Source organism: Staphylococcus sp. FSL W8-0304 (assembly GCF_038006565.1).
In the GTDB taxonomy this organism is placed as follows: domain Bacteria; phylum Bacillota; class Bacilli; order Staphylococcales; family Staphylococcaceae; genus Staphylococcus; species Staphylococcus epidermidis.
The window spans coordinates 2017195-2041906 of sequence record NZ_JBBOVL010000001.1 but is presented as its reverse complement, the minus strand read 5'-3'; the positions used below and the strand labels follow the sequence as shown (position 1 = coordinate 2041906).

Sequence of the window (24712 nt, the reverse complement as noted above, 5' to 3'; positions counted from 1 at the left end):
GTTAAGTACATTTTAAATTATTAATGTAAACTGATATAATAATGTGAGTAATTTTGTAAAAGGAGTACAATTATGACAGACTCAAATGCTAAAGAAATAAGAACTGGACGTTTAATTGCGATAAGTTCATTAGTGTTTTGTATTTTACTTATCTTTCACCACTTTATTGTATTAGATGAATCAACAGCTAAATCAATTTTATCTTTAGCTGGTCAAAAAACATCAGATACAGCAGTGAAAAATATTTTAAATAGTGACCGATACACTGGCATTATGTATATTTTAGCTTATTTAGCAGGTACTGTTGCTTTCTGGAATCGCCATCCATATTTATGGTGGTTTATGTTTGCCGTATATATTTCTAATGCACTATTTACACTCGTAAATCTTTATTTATTTATTCAAGGTATTTTAGATGTAAAAAATGTACTTGCAGTTTTACCAATTTTAATTGTAGTGATTGGATCTATTATTCTAGCAATTTATATGCTAGTTGTTTCTATTACACGTAAAAGTACTTTCAATAGATAGAAGTTTGATTACATCAATAAAGATGTGTTATAATTTCTTTCGTATATAATGAACGGAGGACAATTTTTATGCATACATTAATCATCGTTTTATTAATTATAGATTGTATTGCATTAGTGACTGTTGTATTACTCCAAGAAGGTAAAAGTAATGGACTTTCAGGTGCTATTAGTGGTGGCGCTGAACAATTGTTTGGTAAACAAAAACAACGTGGCGTCGATTTATTCTTGCATAGATTAACAATAATTTTAGCTATTTTATTCTTTGTACTTATGTTTTGTATTAGTTACTTAGGTATGTAGAGAATATTATATTTGTTTTAATGAAGTAAATGAATCTTAACCAAGACTGATAAATGATAGGGCAAATGAATCACATTTGCTATTAAGTATTATCAGCCTGAGTCCGACGATATACTTGTCGGACTTTTTTATTTTATAATTAAGACAACCATGTTTTTAAATCATATGTTAAAGGGAATAATGATTTATCAAGTCATTTTGATAATAATGAAGAGTTTTTAAATATATCTAATATAATGAAAGACTTAACTTATTTAGGATAGATTGAGTACTTATCATAAGGGAGAGGGATTTTAATCATGCAAATTAAACTACCAAAACCATTCTTTTTTGAAGAAGGTAAACGTGCAGTGTTACTTCTTCACGGCTTCACAGGTAACTCTGCTGATGTAAGACAACTTGGGCGTTACCTTCAAAAAAAGGGCTATACATCTTATGCTCCACAATATGAAGGACATGCAGCGCCTCCAGAAGAAATATTAAAATCTAGCCCTTTTGTTTGGTTTAAAGATGTTTTAGATGGTTATGATTATTTAGTAGACCAAGGTTACGAAGAAATAGCAGTAGCTGGTTTATCATTAGGCGGCGCCTTCGCATTAAAACTAAGTTTAAATCGTGACGTGAAGGGGATTATAACTATGTGTGCACCTATGGAGAATAAAACAGAAGGTTCGATTTATGAAGGATTTCTTGAATATGCACGTAACTTTAAAAAATATGAAGGCAAAGATCAACAAACAATTGATCAAGAAATGGAACAATTTCATCCAACTGAAACACTGAAAGAACTGAGTGACACACTAAATGGAGTTAAAGAACATGTCGATGAAGTAATTGATCCAATACTTGTCGTACAAGCAGAACAAGATACAATGATTGATCCTCAATCAGCAAATTATATATATAATCATGTCGATTCTGATGAGAAAGAAATCAAATGGTATCAACATTCAGGTCATGTGATTACCATTGATAAAGAAAAAGAGAAAGTCTTTGAAGATGTATATCAATTTTTAGAATCATTGGAATGGACAGAGTAAAAAATAAAGATGTAGGAGAGAAAGGAGGGGCATAATGAATTTAAAGCAATCCATCGAAGAAATGATAAAACAACCTGACTATGAACCCATGTCAGTATCTGACTTTCAAGATGCGTTAGGTTTAAACAGTGCCGACTCATTTAGAGATTTAATTAAAATACTCGTTGAATTAGAACAGTCTGGTTTAATTGAACGTACAAGAACAGACAGATATCAACGTAAACAATCCAACAAAACAAATTCAAAACTAATCAAAGGAACGTTAAGTCAAAATAAAAAAGGCTTTGCTTTTTTAAGACCTGAAGATGACGAGATGGACGATATTTTTATTCCACCAACTAAAATCAATAGAGCATTAGATGGAGATACCGTCATCGTGGAAATTCAAAAATCTCGTGGAGAACATAAAGGTAAAATTGAAGGTGAAGTAAAATCTATTGAAAAGCATTCAGTTACACAAGTTGTTGGAACGTATAGCGAAGCAAAGCATTTTGGTTTTGTATTACCGGATGACAAACGTATAATGCAAGATATCTTTATACCTAAAGGACAAAATTTAGGTGCTATAGATGGGCATAAAGTATTAGTACAAATTACGAAGTATGCCGATAGTACAGACAATCCAGAAGGCCACGTTTCAGCAATATTAGGTCATAAAAATGATCCAGGTGTAGATATACTTTCCATCATTTACCAGCATGGAATAGAAATCGAGTTTCCAGATGCTGTATTACAAGAAGCTGAAGAAGTACCGGATGTAATAGAACCCTCTGAAATCGAAGGGCGTCGTGATTTAAGAGATGAATTAACAATCACTATAGATGGTGCAGATGCTAAAGATTTAGATGATGCCATTGCTGTAAAAAAATTAAAAAATGGCAACACCGAGCTTACAGTTAGTATTGCAGATGTAAGTTACTATGTAAAAGAAGGCTCAGCTTTAGATAAAGAAGCATATGATCGTGCGACAAGTGTGTATCTTGTCGATCGAGTAATCCCGATGATTCCACATCGTCTAAGTAATGGAATATGCTCATTAAATCCGGAAGAAGATCGTTTAACATTAAGTTGTCGAATGGAAATAAATGAACGAGGCGAAGTTGTAAAACATGAAATCTTTGATAGTGTAATACATTCAAACTACAGAATGACATATGATGCTGTTAACAAAATTATCACTGATCAAGATTCTGAAATACGTTCACAATATAAAGATTTAACACCTATGTTAGATTTAGCGCAAGATTTATCAAATAGATTAATTCGTATGCGTAAACGTCGTGGAGAAATTGATTTTGATATTAATGAAGCGAAAGTACTTGTGAATGACGAAGGTATTCCAACAGAAGTGCTAATGAGAGAACGCGGCGAAGGAGAACGTTTAATTGAATCGTTCATGTTAGCAGCCAATGAAACAGTAGCTGAACACTTCAATAAATTGGAAGTACCATTTATTTATCGTGTTCATGAACAACCAAAATCCGACCGATTAAGACAGTTCTTCGACTTTATTACCAATTTCGGTATAATGATTAAAGGTACAGGTGAAGATATTCATCCGACAACATTACAAAACATTCAAGAAGAAGTTGAAGGTAGACCGGAACAAATGGTTATTTCAACGATGATGTTACGTTCTATGCAACAAGCACATTATGATGATGTTAATTTAGGGCATTTTGGTTTGTCTGCTGAGTACTATACTCACTTTACGTCTCCAATACGCCGTTATCCTGATTTAACAGTGCATAGATTAATTCGTAAATATTTAATAGAGAATTCCATGGATAAGAAAGAAATACATCGTTGGGAAGAGACGTTGCCAGAATTAGCCGAGCACACATCACAACGTGAACGCCGTGCCATTGAAGCCGAACGTGATACTGATGAATTGAAAAAAGCTGAGTATATGATTCAACATATTGGTGATGAATTTGAAGGTATCATTAGCTCGGTTGCTAATTTTGGTATGTTTATAGAATTACCTAATACTATTGAGGGTATGGTTCATATCGCCAATATGACAGACGATTATTATCATTTTGATGAACGACAAATGGCACTAATCGGTGAACGTCAAGCAAAAGTCTTTCGCATTGGTGATGAGGTCAAAGTTAAAGTGACACATGTTGATGTGGAAGAACGCATGATAGATTTCCAAATTGTTGGCATGCCATTACCTAAAAAGACATCATCTCAACGACCTGCTCGTGAGAAAACCATTCAAGCTAAAACACGTGGCAAATCTTTAGACTATACTAAAAGTGATCGTAATGGTAAAGGTAAAAAGAAAAAACGTAAGCAACGTAAAGGTAAAAATGCTCGTAAAAAAGATAAACAAGGTAATACGCACCACAAACCTTTTTATAAAGATAAAAGTGTGAAGAAGAAATCACGTCGAAAGAAAAAATAGTCAGCAAAGATGAGGTGAGTAATAGTGGCTAAGAAAAAATCAAAATCACCAGGTACGTTAGCTGAAAACCGTAAAGCAAGACATGACTACAATATTGAAGATACAATTGAAGCGGGTATTGCTTTAAGAGGTACTGAAATTAAATCCATACGTCGTGGTAGTGCCAATTTAAAAGATAGCTTTGCGCAAGTGAGACGAGGCGAAATGTACCTGAATAATATGCATATTGCACCATATGAAGAAGGGAATCGTTTTAATCATGATCCTTTACGTACACGTAAATTACTCTTGCACAAAAAAGAAATTCAAAAATTAGGTGAGCGTACACGAGAAATAGGTTATTCTATTATTCCGTTGAAGTTATATTTAAAACATGGTCAATGTAAAGTTTTATTAGGCGTTGCTAGAGGTAAAAAGAAATACGACAAACGTCAAGCACTTAAAGAAAAAGCGGTAAAACGAGATATTGATCGCGCAGTTAAAGCCCGTTATTAAGCAATATCATTGCTTAATCGGGCCATCTTTGATATGATTGATTGCAGTGTCAAATTGTTTTATTAATGATTTAACAAAGTATTTTGTTAGATTGATTTGAATTGAGGGGACGTTCTTGGATTCGACAGGGGTCCCCCGAGCTTATTAAGCGTGTCGGAGGGCTGTCTCCGTCATCAACACATTTCGGTTAAATATAACTGACAAATCAAACAATAATTTCGCAGTAGCTGCGTAATAGCCACTGCATCGCCTAACAGCATCTCCTACGTGCTGTTAACGCGATTCAACCCTAGTAGGATATGCTAAACACTGCCGCTTGAAGTCTGTTTAGATGAAATATAATCAAGCTAGTATCATGTTGGTTGTTTATTGCTTAGCATGATGCGAAAATTATCAATAAACTACACACGTAGAAAGATTTGTATCAGGACCTCTGGACGCGGGTTCGAATCCCGCCGTCTCCATTATATAGCCTGCAACCCATGTGGTTGTGGGATTTTTGTTTTCGTTGCCCCAATATTGCCCCAGATATGCCCCAGCACATAAAAAGCGCCCTATAATTAGGACGCAATATTATCATAAATCGTGATTGATTTATCCATAGTATTAATTTGTGTAATTACTTTATGAACCTTTTCATCTTCAGTATAAATATCTTCTTTAATATTGTACTTAAAGTATACGAGTTGTCTATTTGTTGCTTTATCAACAATGATTATATCTTTTGAAAAGTAGTCACAAGTGATATCGAAACCAGTTTCATTAATAATATTCCAATTAAATATTTTCATATATAATCTCCTTATAAGTATTTAACTATTTCTTTCTGTGTACTGGGGTATAAATGACCGTATCGGTTATATACTTCATTACTATCAGCATGGCCTAAACGCTGTGCTATTACCATGATACTTGCACCATGATTGACTAGCATAGACGCATGGCTATGTCTTAACTCATGAATTACAATTCTAGGGAATGTATGACCGTCTGGCAGTTGTTCATCTAACACTTTTAATGCAGTGGTAAACCAACGATCTATAGTTGATTCACTGTATGCTTTGAAGAATGTACCGAATAATACATAATCATCTTTATATACATTGTTTTCTTTGTACCAATTTAAATAATCTTTAATATCATTCATCATGTGAGTAGGTAAGTATATATCACGTATGGCTGATTTTGTTTTAGGGGCTGTCACTTCACCGTGATAGTCCGTTTTGTTTATATGGATAAATTCATCTTCAAAGTTAATATCACGCCATGTGAGAGCTCTAATTTCCCCCTTACGTGCACCAGAGTAAAACAGTAGCTTAAAGAATAACTTTTGTTGTTGTGTAGCTAAAGCCTCATAGAATTGATTGAATTGTTCTAATGTCCAATAGTTCAAACGCTTATTTGATTCAATTTCAAAGTTACCTACTAGAGAGGCTACATTTTGCTTTAGATCATGAAACTTCATAGCATGGTTAAGTAACGATACTAGGAACACGTGCATTTTTTTTAGGTACTCTCCAGAGTGTCCCTCTTTTAACTTAGTATTCTGAAACTTCATAACATCCTGTGTAGTCATATTAAAGACATCCATAGACTTAAAATAAGGTAGCAAATGGTTGTTTGTATGTGTCTTTAATGCTTTAACACTAGATGACTTGCGACGTGCAGAATACCACTCTATATACTCATCTACGAGTTTATCGAAAGGAAGTTTATTTATTTGTCCAATACCCTCTAACTCGTCCATAAGTTCATTACATTTCTTCAACGCTTCTTTACGTTGTTTAAAGCCACTCTTTTTTATTTCTTTACGTTGATTCTTCTTATCATAGTATTTAATACGAAAGTAATAAGTGCCACGTTTAGCGTCTTTATATATATTGTGGGATAGGTTTAAGTTGTGTTCTATGGTAATCACCTACTTGATATTTATGTATTCTTTTAAAAATTTATCGAAATCATTTAAGATTTCTTGATAATATTCATTGTTTTGAGAATTTTTATTATGATATAAATTTGAAATTAGTTGACCTAGTTTAATAATAAAATCTGTCGAATAATATTCATTTTCATTCACATCATTCATCTCAGTAATTAAAAAATTATAAGTATGTTTTAAATATTGAATTTCATCGAACTCTAATTTTTTGTTTAGTAAATTTATATAGTTATCCTTTATCTCTGTTTCATTATCATTTGATATATTTTCTATCATATTTGATAGGACTTTCTTTTGCACTTCACGTGGTGTATTAGGTAATTCAGATAATGATGGTAATAATCCAGAAAGATTTAATGGAAGATATCAAAAATAGATTAGATACATTAACCGAACAAGCACAACAAGATTATAGCAATCCTCAATCTGAAATGTTAAAGCGTCAAGATCTATCAGCCAAAATTGATTTATTAGATAACACTGAAGTTATCGCAATGATTGTAAACGCTAGTGCTACTAATACGATGGTATATGAAGTGAAGTTATTCCAAGATGTCATCAATAAGCGATTTACTGAAAGCGAAAAAAATAAAGTAACCATGAGTTTTGAAACATTGATACAAAATGTTTTATATCCAGAGCGTAACAACGATGAATATGCTCAATTGGAGTATAACTATAACGTGATTAATCAAACGGTAATGGCAAACAGTGGTGTGGTTGTAACAGAAAATGAGTACGGTTCAGTGGATTTCAAAACAATTAATGACCGATACACTGACACAATCAATAGTGTGACAAAATAATCAATTTAACGCCTATCCTTTATTGGGGTAGGCTCATTCTATATTATTGGGGGTATTATCGTGCAGGAACGTACTAATGAATCATATCAACAAACAAAGATATCTGAATATGAGTTATTAACAAAATATAATCCTAAATATATTAATTCTAAAATTAAGACGGCACAGTCACATATTGATGAAATGTATCACTTAAGCACATCAATAACAACATGTGACGATATTATGGGTGTTATTTCTGTATCTTATCCCGTTGATAATTTAGTGATATGGATTAGTGAAACTAAAGATAATTTGAAACGTTTTAAAGATGATTCAGCAATGCGATTGTATTTATTAAAACAAATACTCAATACCTATTCACAAGAAGAGCAACGGCAGGTTGTTAGATATATGCAATCACATGGACGTATCAAGTCACATGAGCTCATTGAACGTTTGCAGGTAGATTTATACAACATTAGTCATGATAAGGCTTTAACAAAGGCTAATGAGCCACAACATACAATGGTGGTGTGATTATGTTTGTTGGTGATAAGGAGACACTGAAAGACTTTATATTAAACTACCATAATAATGTGTATGATGATTATAAGGACGTATCAACTAATGAATTCTTTACGTTAAATGATGATGTAGAAGAATATTCATATCAAACAATTAATGCAGATGAACATATATTTATGAATGAGCTAGATATATTAGTTGATCGTATTGCGGATTTTAGAGAATACAATATTTTTATGTTTCTGTGTAATGGACGTACATTTAATGATATAGCTCAAATACTAGAAATGTCTAAAACAAGAGTCCAACAGTTATTTGATGGTTTACTAAATAAAATAATAAAACAAGGAGCGTGATTCAATGGACAAATTAACGCCAAAACAAGAGCGTTTTGCGAATGAGTATATTAAGACACTCAACGTTACTCAAAGCGCTATAAAGGCAGGATATAGCCCGAATAGTGCACATGTAACGGGAAGTAGGTTATTACGAAAAGATAAAGTAGACGAATACATTAAAAGTAAGAAAGACGAGATTATGGACGATACTATTTTATCAGCTAAAGAAACATTGTATCTGTTAACACAATCAGCAATAGGTGATGAGATGGAGACTAAAGAGGTTGTGGTTAAGAGGAGCTCATTTGAGCGTAATCCAGACACTGGACGCATGAACCTTGTATATAGCGAGCATGTCGAAACTGTAGAAGTACCTATTAAGCCGAGTGATCGTTTAAAAGCTCGTGATTTACTGGGGCGTTACCACAGCATATTTACTGATAAGGTAGATGTGAATATGACAATGCCTACATTTATTGATGATATAGGGGGAAGTTTGAGGAGTGATGATTAAATAATTAGTACTAGCTACTAAAATATAGTACAATGATATTGTGTAGTTGCAACTAATATCATTCCCCGATATTAGTTGCTTTTTTCATATATAACCTTTTTATTTTGTGGTTTTAAATATATAATGTATAAAACTACACATGAAAGAGGTTTAGGGGAAATGAATGATATCAAGTCAATAAAAAATATAATAGATGATTACAAAAATATAAACATAGATAACGTAGTGACCAAAAGCGATATATATTTTATTAAAAAATACAGTATTAATAATGAAAGAGCTTGGATTTCAATGAAAATGGAGCAAAACAGCACTTTAAATCGTTTATATAATACTTTTAAATATGGGCTTGATAAAAAAATATATTATCGTTCTAATGGGAAAAATTACGAAAAAAAAGTATTACCATACTCTCCGACTACAACTGGAGACAGTGAAAAGATATACTATACTACTGAATCTTATTTAAATAGTCAATTAAATAAATTCAAAGCGCAGTTACTATCTAAAGAACTGAATAAATTAGAATTAAAAGACATGCAATACTATACTTATAAAGTTTCATTAGACGATAACTCTTTATATTTAGTAGGAAGAATAGACAAAATTAATCGTATAAATGACGGTTTTGTAGCTAAGTTTAAAGGAAAGGAAATAGAAATCACTAAAAATGATAAATTCGGTATAAGCGAATATTTTGACTTTATTATATATAATGATCAGATTTATATCTTTAATAAAAATAATTTTGAAAATTTCTTTGATTTAGAAGAAAAGTTTAAAGATGAAACGCGCAAACACGTTAAAGAGATTAGCAAATCAAATTATTTTATTGGGTTAGAAGATTATTTAAAAGAAATCGAAGATAATAAAGCTTATACTAAAAGAATCAGTAAAGCATTAGATGAATTTAGAGAAAAAAATATTGATTATAGCAAAATTGATGAAGAAGATTTTAAAGAAAGAATAGGAATTATAGCTGAAAATTTCGAAGGGATTAAAATTAATAATGAGGGCAAAGTTGTATATAACGATAAAGAAGATATAGAAAGTATAACTAAATTAATAATTGACGATTATTTTATTTCTATTATATCTCAAACTTTTGGCTCCTCAGATTAGAAGGGAATGGGATATGTATTATTTAAAGAGATTGTTATTTTTTCTTAGTTCTTATTTACCATTATTTTTTATCTTGTTTTTTGCCAATTTAAACTATTATACTGCAATAAAACAGAAAAATATAATTCAACTTTTAGGAAATGATTTTAAATTTAAGGTTTTGATTAGTCTATTTATTCTTATAGTTATTATTGTATTATTACTATTCATCAATCATAAATGCACAAAAAAAAGTGAAGAAACTTTCAGTGAAAACTCTCGAATATCATATACAGATTATAATTTTTTAAATTACTTTGGCACATTTATAATTCCATTGACTACCTTTAAACCTAGTGACCATCAATCAGTTATATTAAACATATTACTTTTACTTTGTATATATATATACTATGTGCAAACAGATTCATTTTATTATAATCTATTTGCTATGAGAAAAAACAGAAAAATTTATAAAGATCAATTTAATAATTTTTTTATATCAGATTATTCTTTGAATGAAATACAAATGTTGATATCTAGTAATAAAAAAATAATAGTTATGCCTATCACTAATAAAATACAGCTAGTTTTAAAGAAGAATAATAACCAATAGTTGTTCATAAGAATTCTATTAATTTTTAACTTATATCAAATAACAAAAATAGATATGTATTTTTAAACAACAGATAAATATTTGGAAATTTCAATAATAGTAAGAAAAAGATGAGGCTGAGAAACGACCTGTGTTTCCTTGAGAAAGAGTTTTGTATATAAGTTCAGATGAAGTATAGTTAATTAATTTCCAAGCATAACTTAATTCCTAGAAATAACGCGAAATCATTAAATATAATTAATTTTCTTTTAACATTTTTTTAATTGAATATTTTAGATTATAGCATATATTTAAAGTGTATCTAGATACTTTTTGGGAATGTTGGATAAAGGAGATAAAAAATGTATAAGAGATTATTTGTTTCACGTGTAATTTTGATATTCGCACTGATACTAGTTATTTTTATACCCAACGTTTTAGCAGAGAGTCAACCAGACCCTATGCCAGATGATTTGCACAAATCAAGTGAGTTTACTGGTACGATGGGTAATATGAAATATTTATATGATGATCATTATGTATCAGCAACTAAAGTTAAGTCTGTAGATAAATTTTTGGCACATGATTTAATTTATAACATTAATGATAAAAAACTGAATAACTATGACAAAGTGAAAACAGAGTTATTAAATGAAGATTTAGCAAATAAGTACAAAGATGAAGTAGTTGATGTATATGGATCAAATTACTATGTAAACTGCTATTTTTCATCCAAAGATAATGTAGGTAAGGTTACAAGTGGTAAAACTTGTATGTATGGAGGAATAACAAAACATGAAGGAAACCACTTTGATAATGGGAACTTACAAAATGTACTTATAAGAGTTTATGAAAATAAAAGAAACACAATTTCCTTTGAAGTGCAAACTGATAAGAAAAGTGTAACAGCTCAAGAACTAGACATAAAAGCTAGGAATTTTTTAATTAATAAAAAAAATTTGTATGAGTTTAACAGTTCACCATATGAAACAGGTTATATAAAATTTATTGAAAGTAACGGCAATACTTTTTGGTATGATATGATGCCTGCACCAGGCGATAAGTTTGACCAATCTAAATACTTAATGATATACAAAGACAATAAAATGGTTGATTCTAAAAGTGTGAAGATAGAAGTCCACCTTACAACAAAGAATGGATAATGTTAATCCGATTTTGATATAAAAAGTGAAAGTATTAGATATATTTGAAAGGTAAGTACTTCGGTGCTTGCCTTTTTAGGATGCATATATAAAGATTAAGAGGCTGGGACATAATTCCTAGCAAAATAGCCAGTAAATGAGTTTTTTATAAATTCATTTACTGGCTTCTTTATTTACAATACTTCGTATTGTTGGCTCGCTTTCTTAGGGGACAGCTTCAGCCTGTAGTCTTCAGCTTGTCCTGTTCCCTCAAGAGTCTCGCCAAAATACTTTGTATTCATATGTAATTTTACATTGAAATACTTTAAAAAAATAAGGCCCTTTCGTATAATTTAATAAATACCAATAAACTAAATTAACGAGGTGCCTTATGTATAAAGATTATAACATGACTCAACTTACTCTACCAATGGAAACTTCAGTTCTTATCCCCACAAATGATATTTCACGACATGTAAATGATATTGTAGAAACAATTCCCGAGACTGAATTCGATGAATTCAGACATCATCGAGGTGCAACATCATACCACCCAAAAATGATGTTAAAAGTAGTTCTATATGCCTATACACAATCTGTGTTTTCAGGACGTAAGATAGAAAAATTACTCAATGATAGTATTCGAATGATGTGGCTATCACAAAATCAAAAACCTTCTTATAAAACAATCAATCGATTTAGAGTAAATCCCAAAGTAGATGCTTTATTAGAATCATTATTTATTCAATTTCATAGTCAGTGTTTGAAACAAAATCTTATAGATAATCAGGCCATTTTTATTGATGGTACGAAAGTTGAGGCAAATGCCAATCGATATACATTTGTATGGAAAAAGAGTATTCAAAACCATGAGTCAAGGATGAATGAAGATTCTAAAGCACTCTATCATGAATTGGTGACAAATAAAATCATACCTGAGATTAAAAAAGATCACGATAATAACTTAACAAAAGAAGAAATAGATTTGATTGGTAGTCATTTAGATAAAGAAATCTAAGATTTAAACCAACATATCGATAATGAAAAATGTACTAAAACAAGAAAACAAATACGACTCAAAAGAACTAAAATTAAAAAATACAAAAAACAAATTAATGATTACTCTGAGCGAAAGCATAAATACGAAGTTCAAAAATCTATTTTAAAGGATAGAAATAGTTATTCTAAAACAGACTATGATGCCACATTTATGAGAATGAAAGAAGATCATATGAAAAATGGGCAACTTAAGCCAGGGTATAATTTACAAATAGCGACAAATTCTCAATTCGTTTTATTTTATGATGTGTATCAAAATCCGACTGATACAAGAACACTGATACCTTTTTTAAATTCAATTCAAGAGACCTACGGTCATTTACCTGAATATATTGTAGCTGATGCAGGTTATGGTAGCGAAGCCAATTATATGGCAATTATAGATAATTTTAATCGAACGCCACTCATAACTTATGGAATGTTCAAAAACAAATAAAAAAATAATGAAGAATTATAATTGGGAATATTTTAAAGCCCAAATTAATAAAAAGCTTTTAGAACCAAAAACAAAAACCATCTACAGTCAAAGAAAAATTGATGTGGAGCCTGTTTTTGGATTTATGAAGGCTATTTTGGGTTTCACTCGAATGTCCGTTCGAGGGATAAATAAAGTCAAAAGAGAACTAGGATTTGTGCTGATGGCACTTAATATAAGAAAAGTAACAGCTCAACGAGCTGAAAATAATCAAAAAAAATATAAAAAAGACAATTTCTATATTATTTCAATAGAAATTGTCTTTATCTACTTATCCTAGAACTTTATGTCTCAGCCTCTATTTACAGTGAATCTTAACTATAATAATTGGAATCATTTTTTTGAAATTTCGACATCTAGATGAAATTGTGTTGAATCAACAGTTTTATTATCTTTGTAAATTTTTAAGAAGCTTTCTGGAAGACCGTATCCTGTGTAAAATAAATCATACGAGAAATTAGAACCATCATTCATATGGAATACTACACTCCCCTTATCAAAACCACTATAAAATTTTGAAGAAGTGCCGTATTCTTTACCTTTACCAGTATCATTGTGTCCATAAATATTAAATTCATCTTGCAAGTATTTTCTTAGTTTGACATCTATTTCTTGTGCAGTAACCATTTTTTTATCTGTAGAAACACTTTTAGTTGTAACTGTTTGATGCTTGCCATTGATATTTAAATTTATAGGTATTATTCTTGACGAATCTAATTTATTGTTTTCTGCTTTAGTAACACCACCATATATAGTACGAGAGTTAGAACCATCTTTATAGCTTATACCAAAAACATCGACATTTTTTCCCTTTAGATCACTAGTTATATATTCATTGTCAAATTCAGCATACAATGTATCATTTTTATACGAGTATTCTAAGCGGTGTGATTCTGGTGAATTTTTGTCTTTAACATTCTTTAAATTCACATATTCATATTTAGTATAAAAATTTCTTAGGTTTCCTGGACCTACATCGCCGTTAGATAAGGCTGTATGATTAGAAGAAAAAATAAATAAAGAAATAACAATTACAAATAATAATCTTTTTTTCATATTAGACACTTCCTTTTCATTTTATTTATAATAACATTATAAATAAAAGTTGAATAATAAATTTTAAAAAATTCATAAAAAATACAAAAGATTATAAAGGAAGATTTCATGAAAAATATGTATTATCCCACATGTTGCAGGCAGTGAATACGTAATTGAATACGTTAATTATGAAGTGATGTGAATTTATGAGAAGTATATAGTTGTTAAAACACTGTAATATCAATTATTATAAATTAATATAAACTAACGAAAAACACTTATTTCATCGAGTGGGAATAGAATTATAAAATCAAGGAATCCCTTAGCTATAGGCTTAAGGGGTTGTTTTTGTGTTTTTGTAAATAGAAAAAGAGCGTAATTTTGAAATAAAGGGTAAGAGTGTGAGCAGTAGTATAATCAAACCTACTCGTTGCCACAAATCTATCTTATTTTTTCAATTTTAACATTTTACACACAACTTGATAGACAATGTAAACGTTGATACGACAATAGTTATAACGATTTTTAAAAGTAATGGTAAACGGTTTAATGAACTCCCGCCGTCTCCATTATGTAGCCTGCAACCCATGTGGTTGTGGGCTTTTTGTTTTTGGGTGCACAAAAAGTGCACAGCACATAAAAAACATACTAAGATTAGCTATGAAGAAATCTATGACGATAGATTTTTTCATAGCTATTTTTTATAGTTATAGAGAGGAGTAGACTGTCCAGACTCTTGGATTTTAAATCCGTATAAAAAACAAGTCAGCTTTACTCTCGCCTTTTGAAATTCGTTTGTAGTATGTTGGGTTCCTGAAACCGTGTATAGGAAAATGAAATGAGAAAGGTTAAGTAAAGTTTTTAGCTTCTCAACTATTCAAAGGAGTTTTTTTTTATCGATTACTTAGGCGTTGATATTAGTAAAAGGCGTAGTGTAGTTGCACATTATAAAAATGGTAAATTCCAAAAAGCGTTTTTCATCCAAAATAATAAAAATGGCTACAATTTTTTACTCAAGTATTTGAATGACTTAGACCACCCACAACTCATTTTTGAATCTACAGGTATCTATTCAAGAGGTATGGAACGATTTTGTTGTGTAAATCAAATTAACTATATTCAAATGAATCCGTTAGAAGCCAAATTTAAAACGAGCGCTCTAAGATCTTGGAAAACTGATCAGGCAGATGCTCATAAGCTTGCTTGTTTAGAACCGACGCTCAAACAAACAGACAGCTTACCTATACATGAGTTAATATTCTTTGAATTAAGAGAACGCGTCCGTTTTCATCTAGAAATCGAAAATGAACAAAATCGACTTAAATTTCAGATTCTCGAATTACTCCATCAAACATTCCCTGGTTTAGAAAGATTATTTAGTAGTCGATATTCAATCATTGCACTCAACATCGCAGAAATCTTTACTCATCCAGACATGGTGCTTGATATCGACAAGGATGTACTTATTACACATATATTCAATTCTACAAATAAGGGAATGTCAATGGATAAAGCTACAAAATATGCACTTCAATTAAGAGTGATTGCTCAAGAAAGCTATCCTAATGTCGATAGACATTCCTTTCTAGTCGAAAAATTACGCTTACTTATTCAACAATTAAAACAATCTATTCATCATCTCAAACAATTAGATGATGCCATGATTCAATTAGCACAACAACTCGATTATTTTGAAAATATTCATTCGATACCTGGTATTGGTAAGCTAAGCACAGCTATGATTATTGGGGAGATTGGTGATATTAAGCGATTTAAATCAAATAAACAACTCAATGCTTTTGTTGGCATTGATATCAAACGATATCAATCAGGTCATACACACTGTAGAGATACCATCAACAAGCGTGGTAATAAAAAAGCGAGAAAACTTTTATTTTGGGTGATTATGAATATAATAAGAGGGCAGCATCATTATGACAATCATGTCGTCGATTATTACTACAAACTAAGAAAGCAGCCTAATGAGAAATCTCATAAGACTGCCATCATTGCTTGTATAAATCGATTATTAAAGACGATTCATTATCTGGTAATGAATCATAAATTGTACGATTATCAAATGTCACCACATTAGCCAAACGTACAATCAAATACAGTTTAACACCTTATTCAAAAAAATTAAAATGAACGGTTTAGTTAAGTAATGCTTATTTTAATTATAAGTACTTGACTAATCGTAGGAAACGAGAGGCTGGGACATAATTCCTAGCAAAATAGCCAGTAAATGAGTTTTTTATAAATTCATTTACTGGCTTCTTTATTTACAATACTTCGTGTTGTTGGCTCGATTTTTTAGGGGACAGCTTCAGCCTGTAGTCTTCAGCTTGTCCTGTTCCATCAAGTTATTCAAAACTGACTGAGGCCGAAGATAAGATTCGTTAAATTGATCAGCTTCTTTTGCATTATTTTGATCAACCATTTTCAGCCATTTATTATTTCCAACTGTATTCGGGTTAATTTCTTTTAAGGTAGTGTCTCTGTAAATAGCTGCATTTAAAATTTTATCTGGATTAGTTTCAATTTCAATATCATTGGTACCTAAATATATATCAGTGGTAATATCAGCAGATTCATATCGATCTGTTCAAGCATAAACAAAACATCCAGTTTAATTATCTACATTTCCTTTACTGTCTTTTTGGATATACTGCTATTGCTTGAAAGTCGTTAACTTTATCCACCCGCGAAGCTTGAATTTTAAAAATTTGTTGAGTTCCATTTTTGGGTTCAATTGCTATCTTTTTATCTGATGGATGTATATTATAAACACTACTAACTAGTTCGTGATATGTGTTGTTTTTAGTATGAAGATTGTCCGTTATTTCACCTCAAAGGATTGGTTATATTGAATAGAAAAATGATTATTATATTTATTAGTATAATATTAATATCTGGAGGGGGCTATTTAAAATGAAACATGATGAAAAACAAAAAGAAAGCATAATAATTTATATGAAGTATAATGTTAAAGATTATAAAGAAATAAAGTTTGAGGAACATAAAGAAAATTCTTTAGATGGATTTGTTATTACAGGTTTTATAAATAATGACAAGACTAATACTTTTTCAGCACATATGTGGTCTGAAGATGATTATCAATTTGAATATCTTTCAACTTATAGTGGCTATATAGCTAAAAATATGCCAGAAAATCCTAAATCAGTGTCTGAAATAAAAAAAGAACAATCTAATAAAGAAGATAAAAAGAAAGATAATTAATTAGTGATACTTTTACAGAGACTCTTACGCTGAGAAACTGGACGCATGAACATTGTATATAATGAACATGTAGAAACCGTTGATGTACCAATTAAGCCAAGTGACCGTTTAAAAGCTCGTGATATGTTGGGGAAATACCATAAGTTATTTACTGATAAGCAAGAAATTTTAGGAGACGTGCCTATATTTATTAATATAGGTGAATGGAATGAGGAAGATGAAGAATTAGACAATGAGGTAAATAAAGTAGCAGACGAACATCCAACCAGACCGGTATTTGTTGATGATGTATCGTTGGAGGACTAATAATGAAATTTAAAAGCACTAACTATTCATTAGGTTGAGTAGTTAGTGCTTTTCTGATGTTAAAATCCCCAAATTAGAGGTGGGTCTACTTTATAGTCTTTTTTATTAAGGTTTTCTTTTTTTATAATATCATTTGGTGTTAATTTATCTTTAGCATTTTTTTCTTTAAAAAGTTTACCTACGCCGTCTGTGTCATATCCTACGTCTCCAGTAAACTGATGATTATCTGCACTTGATATATAGGCCTCAAACTCTAAAGTTTTATCATCATTAATATAACCATCGATAAAGTATCCTTTCATAGGACTCTTTTTGAAATTGTTAATTTTCATAGTTTGATAATTTTTTAGATTATGTTTGAAGTATAAATCTATACGCTTTTCTTGTGTCGTAATGTAAGTCTCTTTTTTATTTTTGTTCAAAGTATACCCTCCTAATCCAATAAATGTTAATATCAATATAATAATGAATATAAGAATTATAATTTTTGCTTTCATTGTCCACCTTTTACTTTTGAAATATTAAGGAGTATTTTATTATGAAATTTTCTGATGAATTGTCATTTAAAGTTGCTGATGAGTCTTATAACAATTTGAAAAGGGTCATGAATATGACTTGAATGGTCAGAATTTTAAGGTCATTGAAAAACGCGATGATACACAAAACGGCTTGAAAACCTATGCATTTGCACCAGTTGTGAATGGTAAAGTAGACTAGTCACATTTATATGGGCTATGCTGGTACAGAACTTACCAGTATGAAAGACTGGAAAACCAATGCAAATCTTCCCTTTCATAATAACACAACTAATTTGAAAATTGATGAACGTTATAAAGATCTAAAAAATACTACTATAACTGAAAAATACAACAAGCCAACTGACGACAATGATGTACTAAATACAATGGATACGATTGGCGAAACAATTATTAAAAAAGTAACGCATTCAAATGTTCCTAATGATATCTATACAAAAGGTACTCCGAGCCAAACAGATGAAAGTGTAGCCTTCACCCAAGCTGTGAAAGATAAATACCCTAATAGTAATTTTCATAGTGGGGCACATAGTTTAGGAGGCTATCTAGCACAATATAATGCTGTGAAGTTTAACTTTGATAGTACGACAACCTATGCTGCGCCTAACCCTTATGGTGCATTTTCTGGTGATATCAAGAAGCAAATTGATGAAGGAAAGTATAATGGGAAAATCAAAAATGTAGGGCATGAAGACGACATCGTTAATAGTTTGGATTTTTTTAAACCTAGAATAGGTTCTAACATAATTACAGCACCCAAGTATGATGGATTTTTAACATCGTTACCTTTTGTAGGACAACATTTTGTAGGCACTTATGATAGTTTTGAAAAAAAGGTAATGCAAAAGAAATGTCAAAAGGTGAATTGGCTGCATATAAAAAAGCGAAGAAGATGTTTAATCAATTCAATATATTTAATACTGATAAAGACCCAGTAGGGCTTGATGATACGAAAAGTGCTTTTATTAAAAAACTTAATAAAAAAGCTAAAGCTGATAAAGCGTCCAAAACGAAAAAAGGCTCTAAATCTACAAGTAAATCATCGAAAAGTGTTAAAGCGGATTCGGATGCTTCTGCCAAAAAAGGAAATGGTGGCTCTGGTGGTTCGGGCAAAAAGATAAAGATACAAACGTAAGCTGTACATGCTATTGTAAGTAATCTACGTGATCGAATACATAAATATGATGATGTATCGTTGGAGGACTAATAATGAAATTTAAAAGCACTAACTATTCATTAGGTTGAGTAATTAGTGCTTTTCTGATATTAAAAGCCCCAAATTAGAGGTGGATCTGCTTCGTAGTCTTTTTCATTTAATTTTTTTTCTTTGATGATTTGGCTAGGGAATTTATCAAGATCATTTTGTGTTTTGAACATATTTGATAAATTTTCTGACATACTCATTTGATTATCAAATTGGTAATCACTTGTTTCATTCATAGTAGCTGTAAAATATAATTCCTTATTATTATTTACATACCCTTTAATTAAATAATCTCCCATTGGGTTTTTTTCGGTTTTTACAATCGTAAAGTGTTTATAATGATTTACGTTTTCATTGAAAAATAAATCGATTCGCTTTTTTTGAATATCTAAGTAATAATTGCGTTTATTTTCATGTAACATATAGAAGCCTCCAATTATAAGTGATACTATAATTATAGATGTAATTAACATTATATTTTTTTTAAACATAATTGCCTCCACAAATATTTATACAGAATGGTGAGATGCATGAAAATAACAGATGAAACAAAAAGAAAACTTTCTGCCGAAAGTTACAACGACCACAATGTGAATAGTGTAATAACTACGCCAGCGAGTAAATTTAAAGTCCTTGAAAAAAGAGAGGACACAAGAAATGGTTTAAAGGCTTATGCTTATGCACCAATTGTTAATGGAAAACCTGATACAAGTAATATTGTTATGGGTTACGCTGGTACAGACCCTCTTAGTATGAAGGATTGGAAAACAAACTTATCTCTTCCTTACCATAATAACACAGATGATTTAAAAATTGATGAACGTTATAAAGATCTAAAAAATATTACTATAACTGAAAAATACAACAAGCCGACTGACGACAATGATGTACTAAATACAATGGATACGATTGGCGAAACAATTATTAAAAAAGTAACGCATTCAAATGTTCCTAATGATATCTATACAAAAGGTGCTCCGAGCCAAATAGATGAAAGTGCAGCCTTCACCCAAGCTGTGAAAGATAAATATCCTAATAGTAAATTTCATAGTGGGGCACATAGTTTAGGAGGCTATCTAGCACAATATAATGCTGTGAAGTTTAACTTTGATAGTACGACAACCTATGCTGCTCCGAACCCTTATGGTGCATTTTCTGGTGATATCAAGAAGCAAATTGATGAAGGAAAGTATAATGGGAAAATCAAAAATGTAGGTCATGAAGACGACATCGTTAATAGTTTGGATTTTTTTAAGCCAAGAATAGGTTCTAACATAATTACAGCACCCAAGTATGATGGATTTTTAACATCGTTACCTTTTGTAGGACAACATTTTATAGGAACTTATGATAGTTTTGATAAAAAGGGCAATGCAAAAGAAATGTCAAAAGGTGAGTTGGCTGCATATAAAAAAGCGAAGAAGATGTTTAATCAATTCAATATATTCACTACTGATAAAGATCTAACAGGACTTGATGATACGATAAGTGCTTTTATCAAAAAACTTAATAAAAAAGCTAAAGCTGATAAAGCATCAAAAGCGAAAAAAGGCTCTAAATCTACTAGTAAATCATCGAAAAGTGTTAAAGGGGATTCAGATGCTTCTGCCAAAAAAGGACATGGTGGCTCTGGAGGTTCGGGCAAGAAGATAAAGATACAACCGGAAGCTGTACGTGCTATTGTAAGTAATCTACGTGATCGAATACATAAATATGATGATGTACTAAGAACCATTGAGGAATATGAAAGGGAGACAAAGAAAAGCTCCCAACGCATCCTAGACAAATATGAATCTGAATTGTTGAGTGGTTCCCATAAATTTATAAGTCCGAATGATTTGGCCGAGTATATGGAAGCCCTAGCACAAGGAGGGTCTGTAGGGAACTTAGAATTTTATGATAATCATTTAATGGAACAAGTAACGCAAGATATACATCAAAATAAAAAAGCGTTACTACAATTTGCAGAAAAACTAGAATATGCAGCAGATAAATTTGAAGAAAAAGATTTAGAGGAAAGCGATGTATTTGGACTATTTAGTTAGGGGTGACATAGATGAGTTCGAAAGATGCAGAAAAGAAACAAAGAGAATTGGCGAGACTGGAACAATTAAAACAAGCTATGCGATCAGAAACAGAAAGTATGGTAGAGCAAGCCAAATCAGATGTAGAAACACGTAAAAACGACATTCAACAAATCATTGAAGTCATCAACAGTGCAGGGCAAGAATTAGATGAAGTATTTGAGGGCGAAGCAAGTGAAGCTGCACAAACAAATGTAACGAAATTAAAAAGTAAGAATATTGATATGAATACAGATTTTGAATTCTTAGTCGACTCATTTGAAGTATATTAAGCAAAGCCCACCCATCAGCAGAAGTGTTGGTGGGTGTTTTTACATTAAATAGAGGTCAATAACATAAATAAGCTACGGACACACCAATTTTCATTAATATAGGTGAGTGGAATGAGGAAGATGAAGAATTAGACAATGAGGTAAATAAAGTAGCAGACGAACATCCAAGCAGACCGGTATTTGTTAATGATGTATCGTTGGAGAACTAATAATGAAATTTAAAAGCACTAACTATTCATTAGCTTGAGTAGTTAGTGCTTTTCTGATGTTAAAACCCCAAAATTAGAGGTGGATCTGCTTCGTAGTCTTTTTTATTAAGTTTTTTCTCTTTAATTAATTCGGAAGGAGTTTTCTGTTTATCAGAAAAGGTTTTTATATATTTTTCAGTCAAATCCTTAGACTGGCCTAAATCTCCATTAAATTGATAATTTGTTTCTTTATTTAGCTTTACGTTAAAATATAAATTTTTTTTATTATTGATGTGTCCTTTTAATTCAATGCTTCCCATTGGAGTTTTTTGTATTGAATCAATTGAAGAATTTTCGTAATTCCTTAAATTATTTTGAAAAAAAAGATCTATCCTTTTTTTTTGAGTATCAATATAGTGTTTTTCTGTGTTTTTATTATACATATACAATCCCCCTAAGATTAATGTTATTATACATACAAATAGGAATACAATTTTTTTATTCATACAAGTACCCTCTTTTCAAAAATAGTAAGGAGCAAATTATGGTACATACTGATCAAGACTTTAGAAACCTGTCAGAAGAAAGTTATGAAAATTATGAAATTGGAGATACAGTAAAACATGATGGTAAGACTTTTGAAATTATGGAAAAACGAGATGATACCCAAAATGGTTTAAGATCTTATGCATTTGCACCAGTTGTTAATGGAAAGCCAGACACGAATAATATTGTGATGGGTTACGCTGGTACAGGCCCTCTTAGTATGAAGATTGTATGTTATTTCACTTCAAAGGAATGATTGTTTGAATAAAAAAATAATTTTAATATTCATTGTATTAATTAGTATAGTATTAATTATAGGAGGCGTCTATTTAAAAATGAAGAATGACAAACAAAAAGAAAAAGAGCAACAATACTATGATGAACAAAAAGAAAGGATAACATTATATATGAAATATAATGTTAAAGATTTCAAAAGTATTGATTTTACAAGTTGCGAAAGAGATCCAATGGGAGGTTACGCAATTAAAGGTTATATTAATAATAATAAAAAATTAAGCTTTACTGCGTCTGCTTATTTAGATGAAAAAAATCAATTTGAAGGAGATTACTCAAGTACTGAAGAATTTGATAAAATAATTATTAAAAATCCTAAAACAGTTTCAGAAATAAAAAAAGAAGAGAAAAATAAAGAAAATGAAAATTAAAACTCTAGTTTTATTAATACTAGTAATTGTAATTATAGGTTCAAGTGGTTATTTAAAAATGAAGAATGACAAACAAAAAGAACAAGAAGAGAAATACTATGATAAACAAAAAGAAAGAATTACTCTTTATATGAAGTATAACGTAAAAGACTTCAAAGCTATTAAATTCACAGAAATTAAGAAGAATCCAATGGATGGATATGCAATAATAGGTTACATAAACAACGATAAAGGTAAAATTTTCACTGCACACATAGGACAATTTGATAACTATCAATTTGAAGATGTGTTATCAACAAGTTCAGAATTGGAGTCAATGATGAAGTCTAAAGAAAAATCTGTTTCAGTAATCAAAAAAGAACAATCTAAAAATTGAACGAATAAAAATTGATTACACCACTTCTCATAGTGGTGTTTTCTACGCTGAGAAACGTATTGTGATGCATCGAGTTTTATTCTTGTGTAACCTATGTTTAAAGTGTAAATATAACTGCATGAAATACGAACAACATTGCTGGTCAATCGATATTTGAAATAGGTCGCAGATTGAAACATGTTAAAGAAAATGATTTAGCACATGGAGAATTTAGCAAGTGGTTAAAAATTTAAATTTAGATTGGAATACTGATAACAGATTTATGAAGGTTTCATCAGAATTACCAAATTCTGATACGTACCACAATTTAGGTTCAAGTGCTTTATATCTTATTACAACTCTCCCCGAACCAGAACGCACCAAAGAACACATAACGTCAAATTGAGAAACTAAAACACCAGACGAGATGACTGTTCGAGAATTGCGAGAGTTAAAGAAACAACTTAAACAACGAGATGAACAAAATGCTCAACTCCAATCACAAGTGGGACAAGCACAACGCTCTGAATCAATCGCACGTAAGAAAATAGAAGATGCTGAGAAATAAACGAAAAAAGTATCCTAATAGAACTAAAATTATAAATGATGTTCTATTAGAGGGTTAAAATTAAAAGAGCCTAGCAAATCAATGCTAAGCACTTATTTTTATACTCTTAAATCAAGATATAACTTTTCTGCATATGGTAATAATTCAGGTATATAATTTCTAGCGTAGCCTTCTATAAATCTTAAAGTTTGAGAGTCTGTTATTTCGTCATATTTACCCACATTTTCAATTAATATAGATTTAAATTCTTCAATGTTCATATCATCAGTACTTTTGTTATTAGACAACCTTATAAATGCCATAAATACTTTTTCAAATTCATCTAGAGTGATACCTAAATCTAAACATAAAAGACTTATTGATTTTGTATTGTAAGGATGATGTCCTACGATTTCAGCTAGTTCTGAAACTGCTTGATATAGTAACCTTATATCATCTTTATTTTCAAACATT

Annotated in this window: 29 protein-coding genes, 1 other RNA gene and 3 pseudogenes; 25 read left to right on the top strand and 8 right to left on the bottom strand. The window is 30.7% G+C overall.

Features of this window, described 5'->3' with window-relative positions:
• Positions 1-72: 72 nt before the first annotated feature.
• The 6 genes from NST35_RS09720 to ssrA all read left to right on the top strand — a co-directional run bounded on the left by NST35_RS09720 (position 73) and on the right by ssrA (position 5248).
• Complete coding sequence (locus tag NST35_RS09720) at positions 73-531, top strand: hypothetical protein (protein WP_002457575.1); 459 nt, start codon at positions 73-75, stop codon at positions 529-531.
• Positions 532-599: 68 nt separating this feature from the next.
• Positions 600-833, top strand: a complete 234-nt coding sequence (gene secG, locus NST35_RS09715; RefSeq protein WP_001829669.1) for a preprotein translocase subunit SecG — start codon at positions 600-602, stop codon at positions 831-833.
• A 299-nt stretch (positions 834-1132) separates the two neighbouring features.
• Positions 1133-1873 carry an alpha/beta hydrolase gene (locus NST35_RS09710; protein ID WP_002457574.1) on the top strand — a complete coding sequence of 247 codons (741 nt, stop codon included), beginning with the start codon at positions 1133-1135 and terminating at the stop codon, positions 1871-1873.
• Between the two features lie 34 nt (positions 1874-1907).
• Entirely contained in the window at positions 1908-4286 is a 2379-nt protein-coding gene (gene rnr / locus NST35_RS09705) for a ribonuclease R (RefSeq protein WP_002457573.1), read from the top strand.
• Between the two features lie 24 nt (positions 4287-4310).
• On the top strand, positions 4311-4781 hold the full coding sequence (gene smpB, locus NST35_RS09700; protein ID WP_001829588.1) for an SsrA-binding protein SmpB: 471 nt from the start codon (positions 4311-4313) through the stop codon (positions 4779-4781).
• A gap of 105 nt (positions 4782-4886) precedes the next feature.
• Positions 4887-5248, top strand: a transfer-messenger RNA (tmRNA) gene (gene ssrA, locus NST35_RS09695).
• 93 nt (positions 5249-5341) lie between these two features.
• Here the strand turns inward: ssrA and NST35_RS09690 are convergent.
• Genes NST35_RS09690 through NST35_RS09680 form a run of 3 tightly spaced genes read right to left on the bottom strand, consistent with a single transcriptional unit; the run spans position 5342 to position 6996 of the window.
• Positions 5342-5572, bottom strand: a complete 231-nt coding sequence (locus NST35_RS09690) for a hypothetical protein (protein ID WP_002457572.1) — start codon at positions 5570-5572, stop codon at positions 5342-5344.
• Between the two features lie 11 nt (positions 5573-5583).
• Positions 5584-6690, bottom strand: a complete 1107-nt coding sequence (locus NST35_RS09685; RefSeq protein WP_032604468.1) for a site-specific integrase — start codon at positions 6688-6690, stop codon at positions 5584-5586.
• Positions 6691-6699: 9 nt separating this feature from the next.
• A complete protein-coding gene (locus tag NST35_RS09680; protein WP_002457570.1) occupies positions 6700-6996 on the bottom strand; it encodes a hypothetical protein in 297 nt (98 codons plus the stop codon).
• A gap of 53 nt (positions 6997-7049) precedes the next feature.
• Between NST35_RS09680 and NST35_RS09675 the strand changes: the two genes are divergently transcribed.
• From NST35_RS09675 to NST35_RS09645, 7 genes and pseudogenes are all read left to right on the top strand, one after another.
• Positions 7050-7526 carry a hypothetical protein gene (locus NST35_RS09675; protein WP_002457569.1) on the top strand — a complete coding sequence of 159 codons (477 nt, stop codon included), beginning with the start codon at positions 7050-7052 and terminating at the stop codon, positions 7524-7526.
• A gap of 60 nt (positions 7527-7586) precedes the next feature.
• On the top strand, positions 7587-8045 hold the full coding sequence (locus tag NST35_RS09670; protein WP_032604466.1) for a pathogenicity island protein: 459 nt from the start codon (positions 7587-7589) through the stop codon (positions 8043-8045).
• Between the two features lie 2 nt (positions 8046-8047).
• A complete protein-coding gene (locus NST35_RS09665; RefSeq protein ID WP_002457567.1) occupies positions 8048-8389 on the top strand; it encodes a hypothetical protein in 342 nt (113 codons plus the stop codon).
• Between the two features lie 4 nt (positions 8390-8393).
• Positions 8394-8885 (top strand): terminase small subunit, encoded by a 492-nt coding sequence (locus NST35_RS09660; RefSeq protein WP_002457566.1) that lies wholly within the window; start codon positions 8394-8396, stop codon positions 8883-8885.
• Between the two features lie 159 nt (positions 8886-9044).
• Positions 9045-10007 carry a Kiwa anti-phage protein KwaB-like domain-containing protein gene (locus tag NST35_RS09655; protein ID WP_038812403.1) on the top strand — a complete coding sequence of 321 codons (963 nt, stop codon included), beginning with the start codon at positions 9045-9047 and terminating at the stop codon, positions 10005-10007.
• A 936-nt stretch (positions 10008-10943) separates the two neighbouring features.
• Positions 10944-11744: an exotoxin gene (locus NST35_RS09650; RefSeq protein ID WP_002457255.1), complete on the top strand. Its 801-nt coding sequence runs from the start codon at positions 10944-10946 to the stop codon at positions 11742-11744.
• Positions 11745-12114: 370 nt separating this feature from the next.
• A pseudogene (locus NST35_RS09645) lies at positions 12115-13537 on the top strand (IS1182 family transposase).
• A 53-nt stretch (positions 13538-13590) separates the two neighbouring features.
• Here NST35_RS09645 and sel read toward each other — a convergent pair.
• Positions 13591-14313, bottom strand: coding sequence for a staphylococcal enterotoxin type L (gene sel, locus NST35_RS09640; protein WP_002457254.1), 723 nt, complete (start codon positions 14311-14313; stop codon positions 13591-13593).
• Between the two features lie 877 nt (positions 14314-15190).
• Here sel and NST35_RS09635 point away from each other — a divergent pair.
• From NST35_RS09635 to NST35_RS09625, 3 genes and pseudogenes are all read left to right on the top strand, one after another.
• Positions 15191-16390 carry an IS110 family transposase gene (locus NST35_RS09635; RefSeq protein ID WP_340747316.1) on the top strand — a complete coding sequence of 400 codons (1200 nt, stop codon included), beginning with the start codon at positions 15191-15193 and terminating at the stop codon, positions 16388-16390.
• A gap of 771 nt (positions 16391-17161) precedes the next feature.
• Positions 17162-17535, top strand: a pseudogene (locus tag NST35_RS09630) (DUF1433 domain-containing protein).
• Between the two features lie 33 nt (positions 17536-17568).
• Positions 17569-17841 (top strand): annotated as a pseudogene (locus tag NST35_RS09625) (terminase small subunit); the annotation flags it as partial.
• Positions 17842-17900: 59 nt separating this feature from the next.
• Here NST35_RS09625 and NST35_RS09620 read toward each other — a convergent pair.
• Positions 17901-18338, bottom strand: coding sequence for a DUF1433 domain-containing protein (locus tag NST35_RS09620; protein ID WP_002457249.1), 438 nt, complete (start codon positions 18336-18338; stop codon positions 17901-17903).
• A gap of 260 nt (positions 18339-18598) precedes the next feature.
• Between NST35_RS09620 and NST35_RS09615 the strand changes: the two genes are divergently transcribed.
• The gene (locus NST35_RS09615; protein ID WP_340747304.1) at positions 18599-19315 is read left to right on the top strand and encodes a hypothetical protein; all 717 of its coding nucleotides are present in this window, start codon (positions 18599-18601) and stop codon (positions 19313-19315) included.
• Positions 19270-19512 carry a hypothetical protein gene (locus NST35_RS09610; protein ID WP_002490713.1) on the top strand — a complete coding sequence of 81 codons (243 nt, stop codon included), beginning with the start codon at positions 19270-19272 and terminating at the stop codon, positions 19510-19512. Before NST35_RS09615 ends, NST35_RS09610 begins: the two co-directional genes overlap by 46 nt.
• Positions 19513-19643: 131 nt before the next feature.
• Here the strand turns inward: NST35_RS09610 and NST35_RS09605 are convergent, their stop codons facing one another.
• A complete protein-coding gene (locus NST35_RS09605; protein WP_002457247.1) occupies positions 19644-20072 on the bottom strand; it encodes a DUF1433 domain-containing protein in 429 nt (142 codons plus the stop codon).
• A 39-nt stretch (positions 20073-20111) separates the two neighbouring features.
• On the opposite strand from NST35_RS09605, the gene NST35_RS09600 reads away from it, so the two are divergent.
• The gene (locus NST35_RS09600; RefSeq protein ID WP_002490745.1) at positions 20112-21626 is read left to right on the top strand and encodes a hypothetical protein; all 1515 of its coding nucleotides are present in this window, start codon (positions 20112-20114) and stop codon (positions 21624-21626) included.
• Between the two features lie 11 nt (positions 21627-21637).
• Complete coding sequence (locus NST35_RS09595; RefSeq protein ID WP_002457245.1) at positions 21638-21937, top strand: hypothetical protein; 300 nt, start codon at positions 21638-21640, stop codon at positions 21935-21937.
• A 268-nt stretch (positions 21938-22205) separates the two neighbouring features.
• Here the strand turns inward: NST35_RS09595 and NST35_RS09590 are convergent, their stop codons facing one another.
• Positions 22206-22568: a DUF1310 family protein gene (locus NST35_RS09590; protein WP_002490716.1), complete on the bottom strand. Its 363-nt coding sequence runs from the start codon at positions 22566-22568 to the stop codon at positions 22206-22208.
• A gap of 101 nt (positions 22569-22669) precedes the next feature.
• On the opposite strand from NST35_RS09590, the gene NST35_RS09585 reads away from it, so the two are divergent.
• From NST35_RS09585 to NST35_RS09565, 5 genes are all read left to right on the top strand, one after another.
• Positions 22670-22927 (top strand): hypothetical protein, encoded by a 258-nt coding sequence (locus NST35_RS09585; protein WP_002490755.1) that lies wholly within the window; start codon positions 22670-22672, stop codon positions 22925-22927.
• Positions 22928-22931: 4 nt separating this feature from the next.
• Positions 22932-23336, top strand: a complete 405-nt coding sequence (locus NST35_RS09580; protein WP_002457242.1) for a DUF1433 domain-containing protein — start codon at positions 22932-22934, stop codon at positions 23334-23336.
• Positions 23326-23712: a DUF1433 domain-containing protein gene (locus NST35_RS09575; RefSeq protein WP_002490761.1), complete on the top strand. Its 387-nt coding sequence runs from the start codon at positions 23326-23328 to the stop codon at positions 23710-23712. The genes NST35_RS09580 and NST35_RS09575 overlap by 11 nt, the downstream gene beginning before the upstream one ends.
• Positions 23713-23882: 170 nt before the next feature.
• Complete coding sequence (locus NST35_RS09570; protein WP_229378760.1) at positions 23883-23945, top strand: hypothetical protein; 63 nt, start codon at positions 23883-23885, stop codon at positions 23943-23945.
• Between the two features lie 173 nt (positions 23946-24118).
• Positions 24119-24259 (top strand): hypothetical protein, encoded by a 141-nt coding sequence (locus NST35_RS09565; RefSeq protein WP_002457240.1) that lies wholly within the window; start codon positions 24119-24121, stop codon positions 24257-24259.
• Positions 24260-24357: 98 nt separating this feature from the next.
• Here the strand turns inward: NST35_RS09565 and NST35_RS09560 are convergent, their stop codons facing one another.
• On the bottom strand, positions 24358-24711 hold the full coding sequence (locus tag NST35_RS09560; RefSeq protein ID WP_002457239.1) for a hypothetical protein: 354 nt from the start codon (positions 24709-24711) through the stop codon (positions 24358-24360).
• Position 24712: the final 1 nt, after the last annotated feature.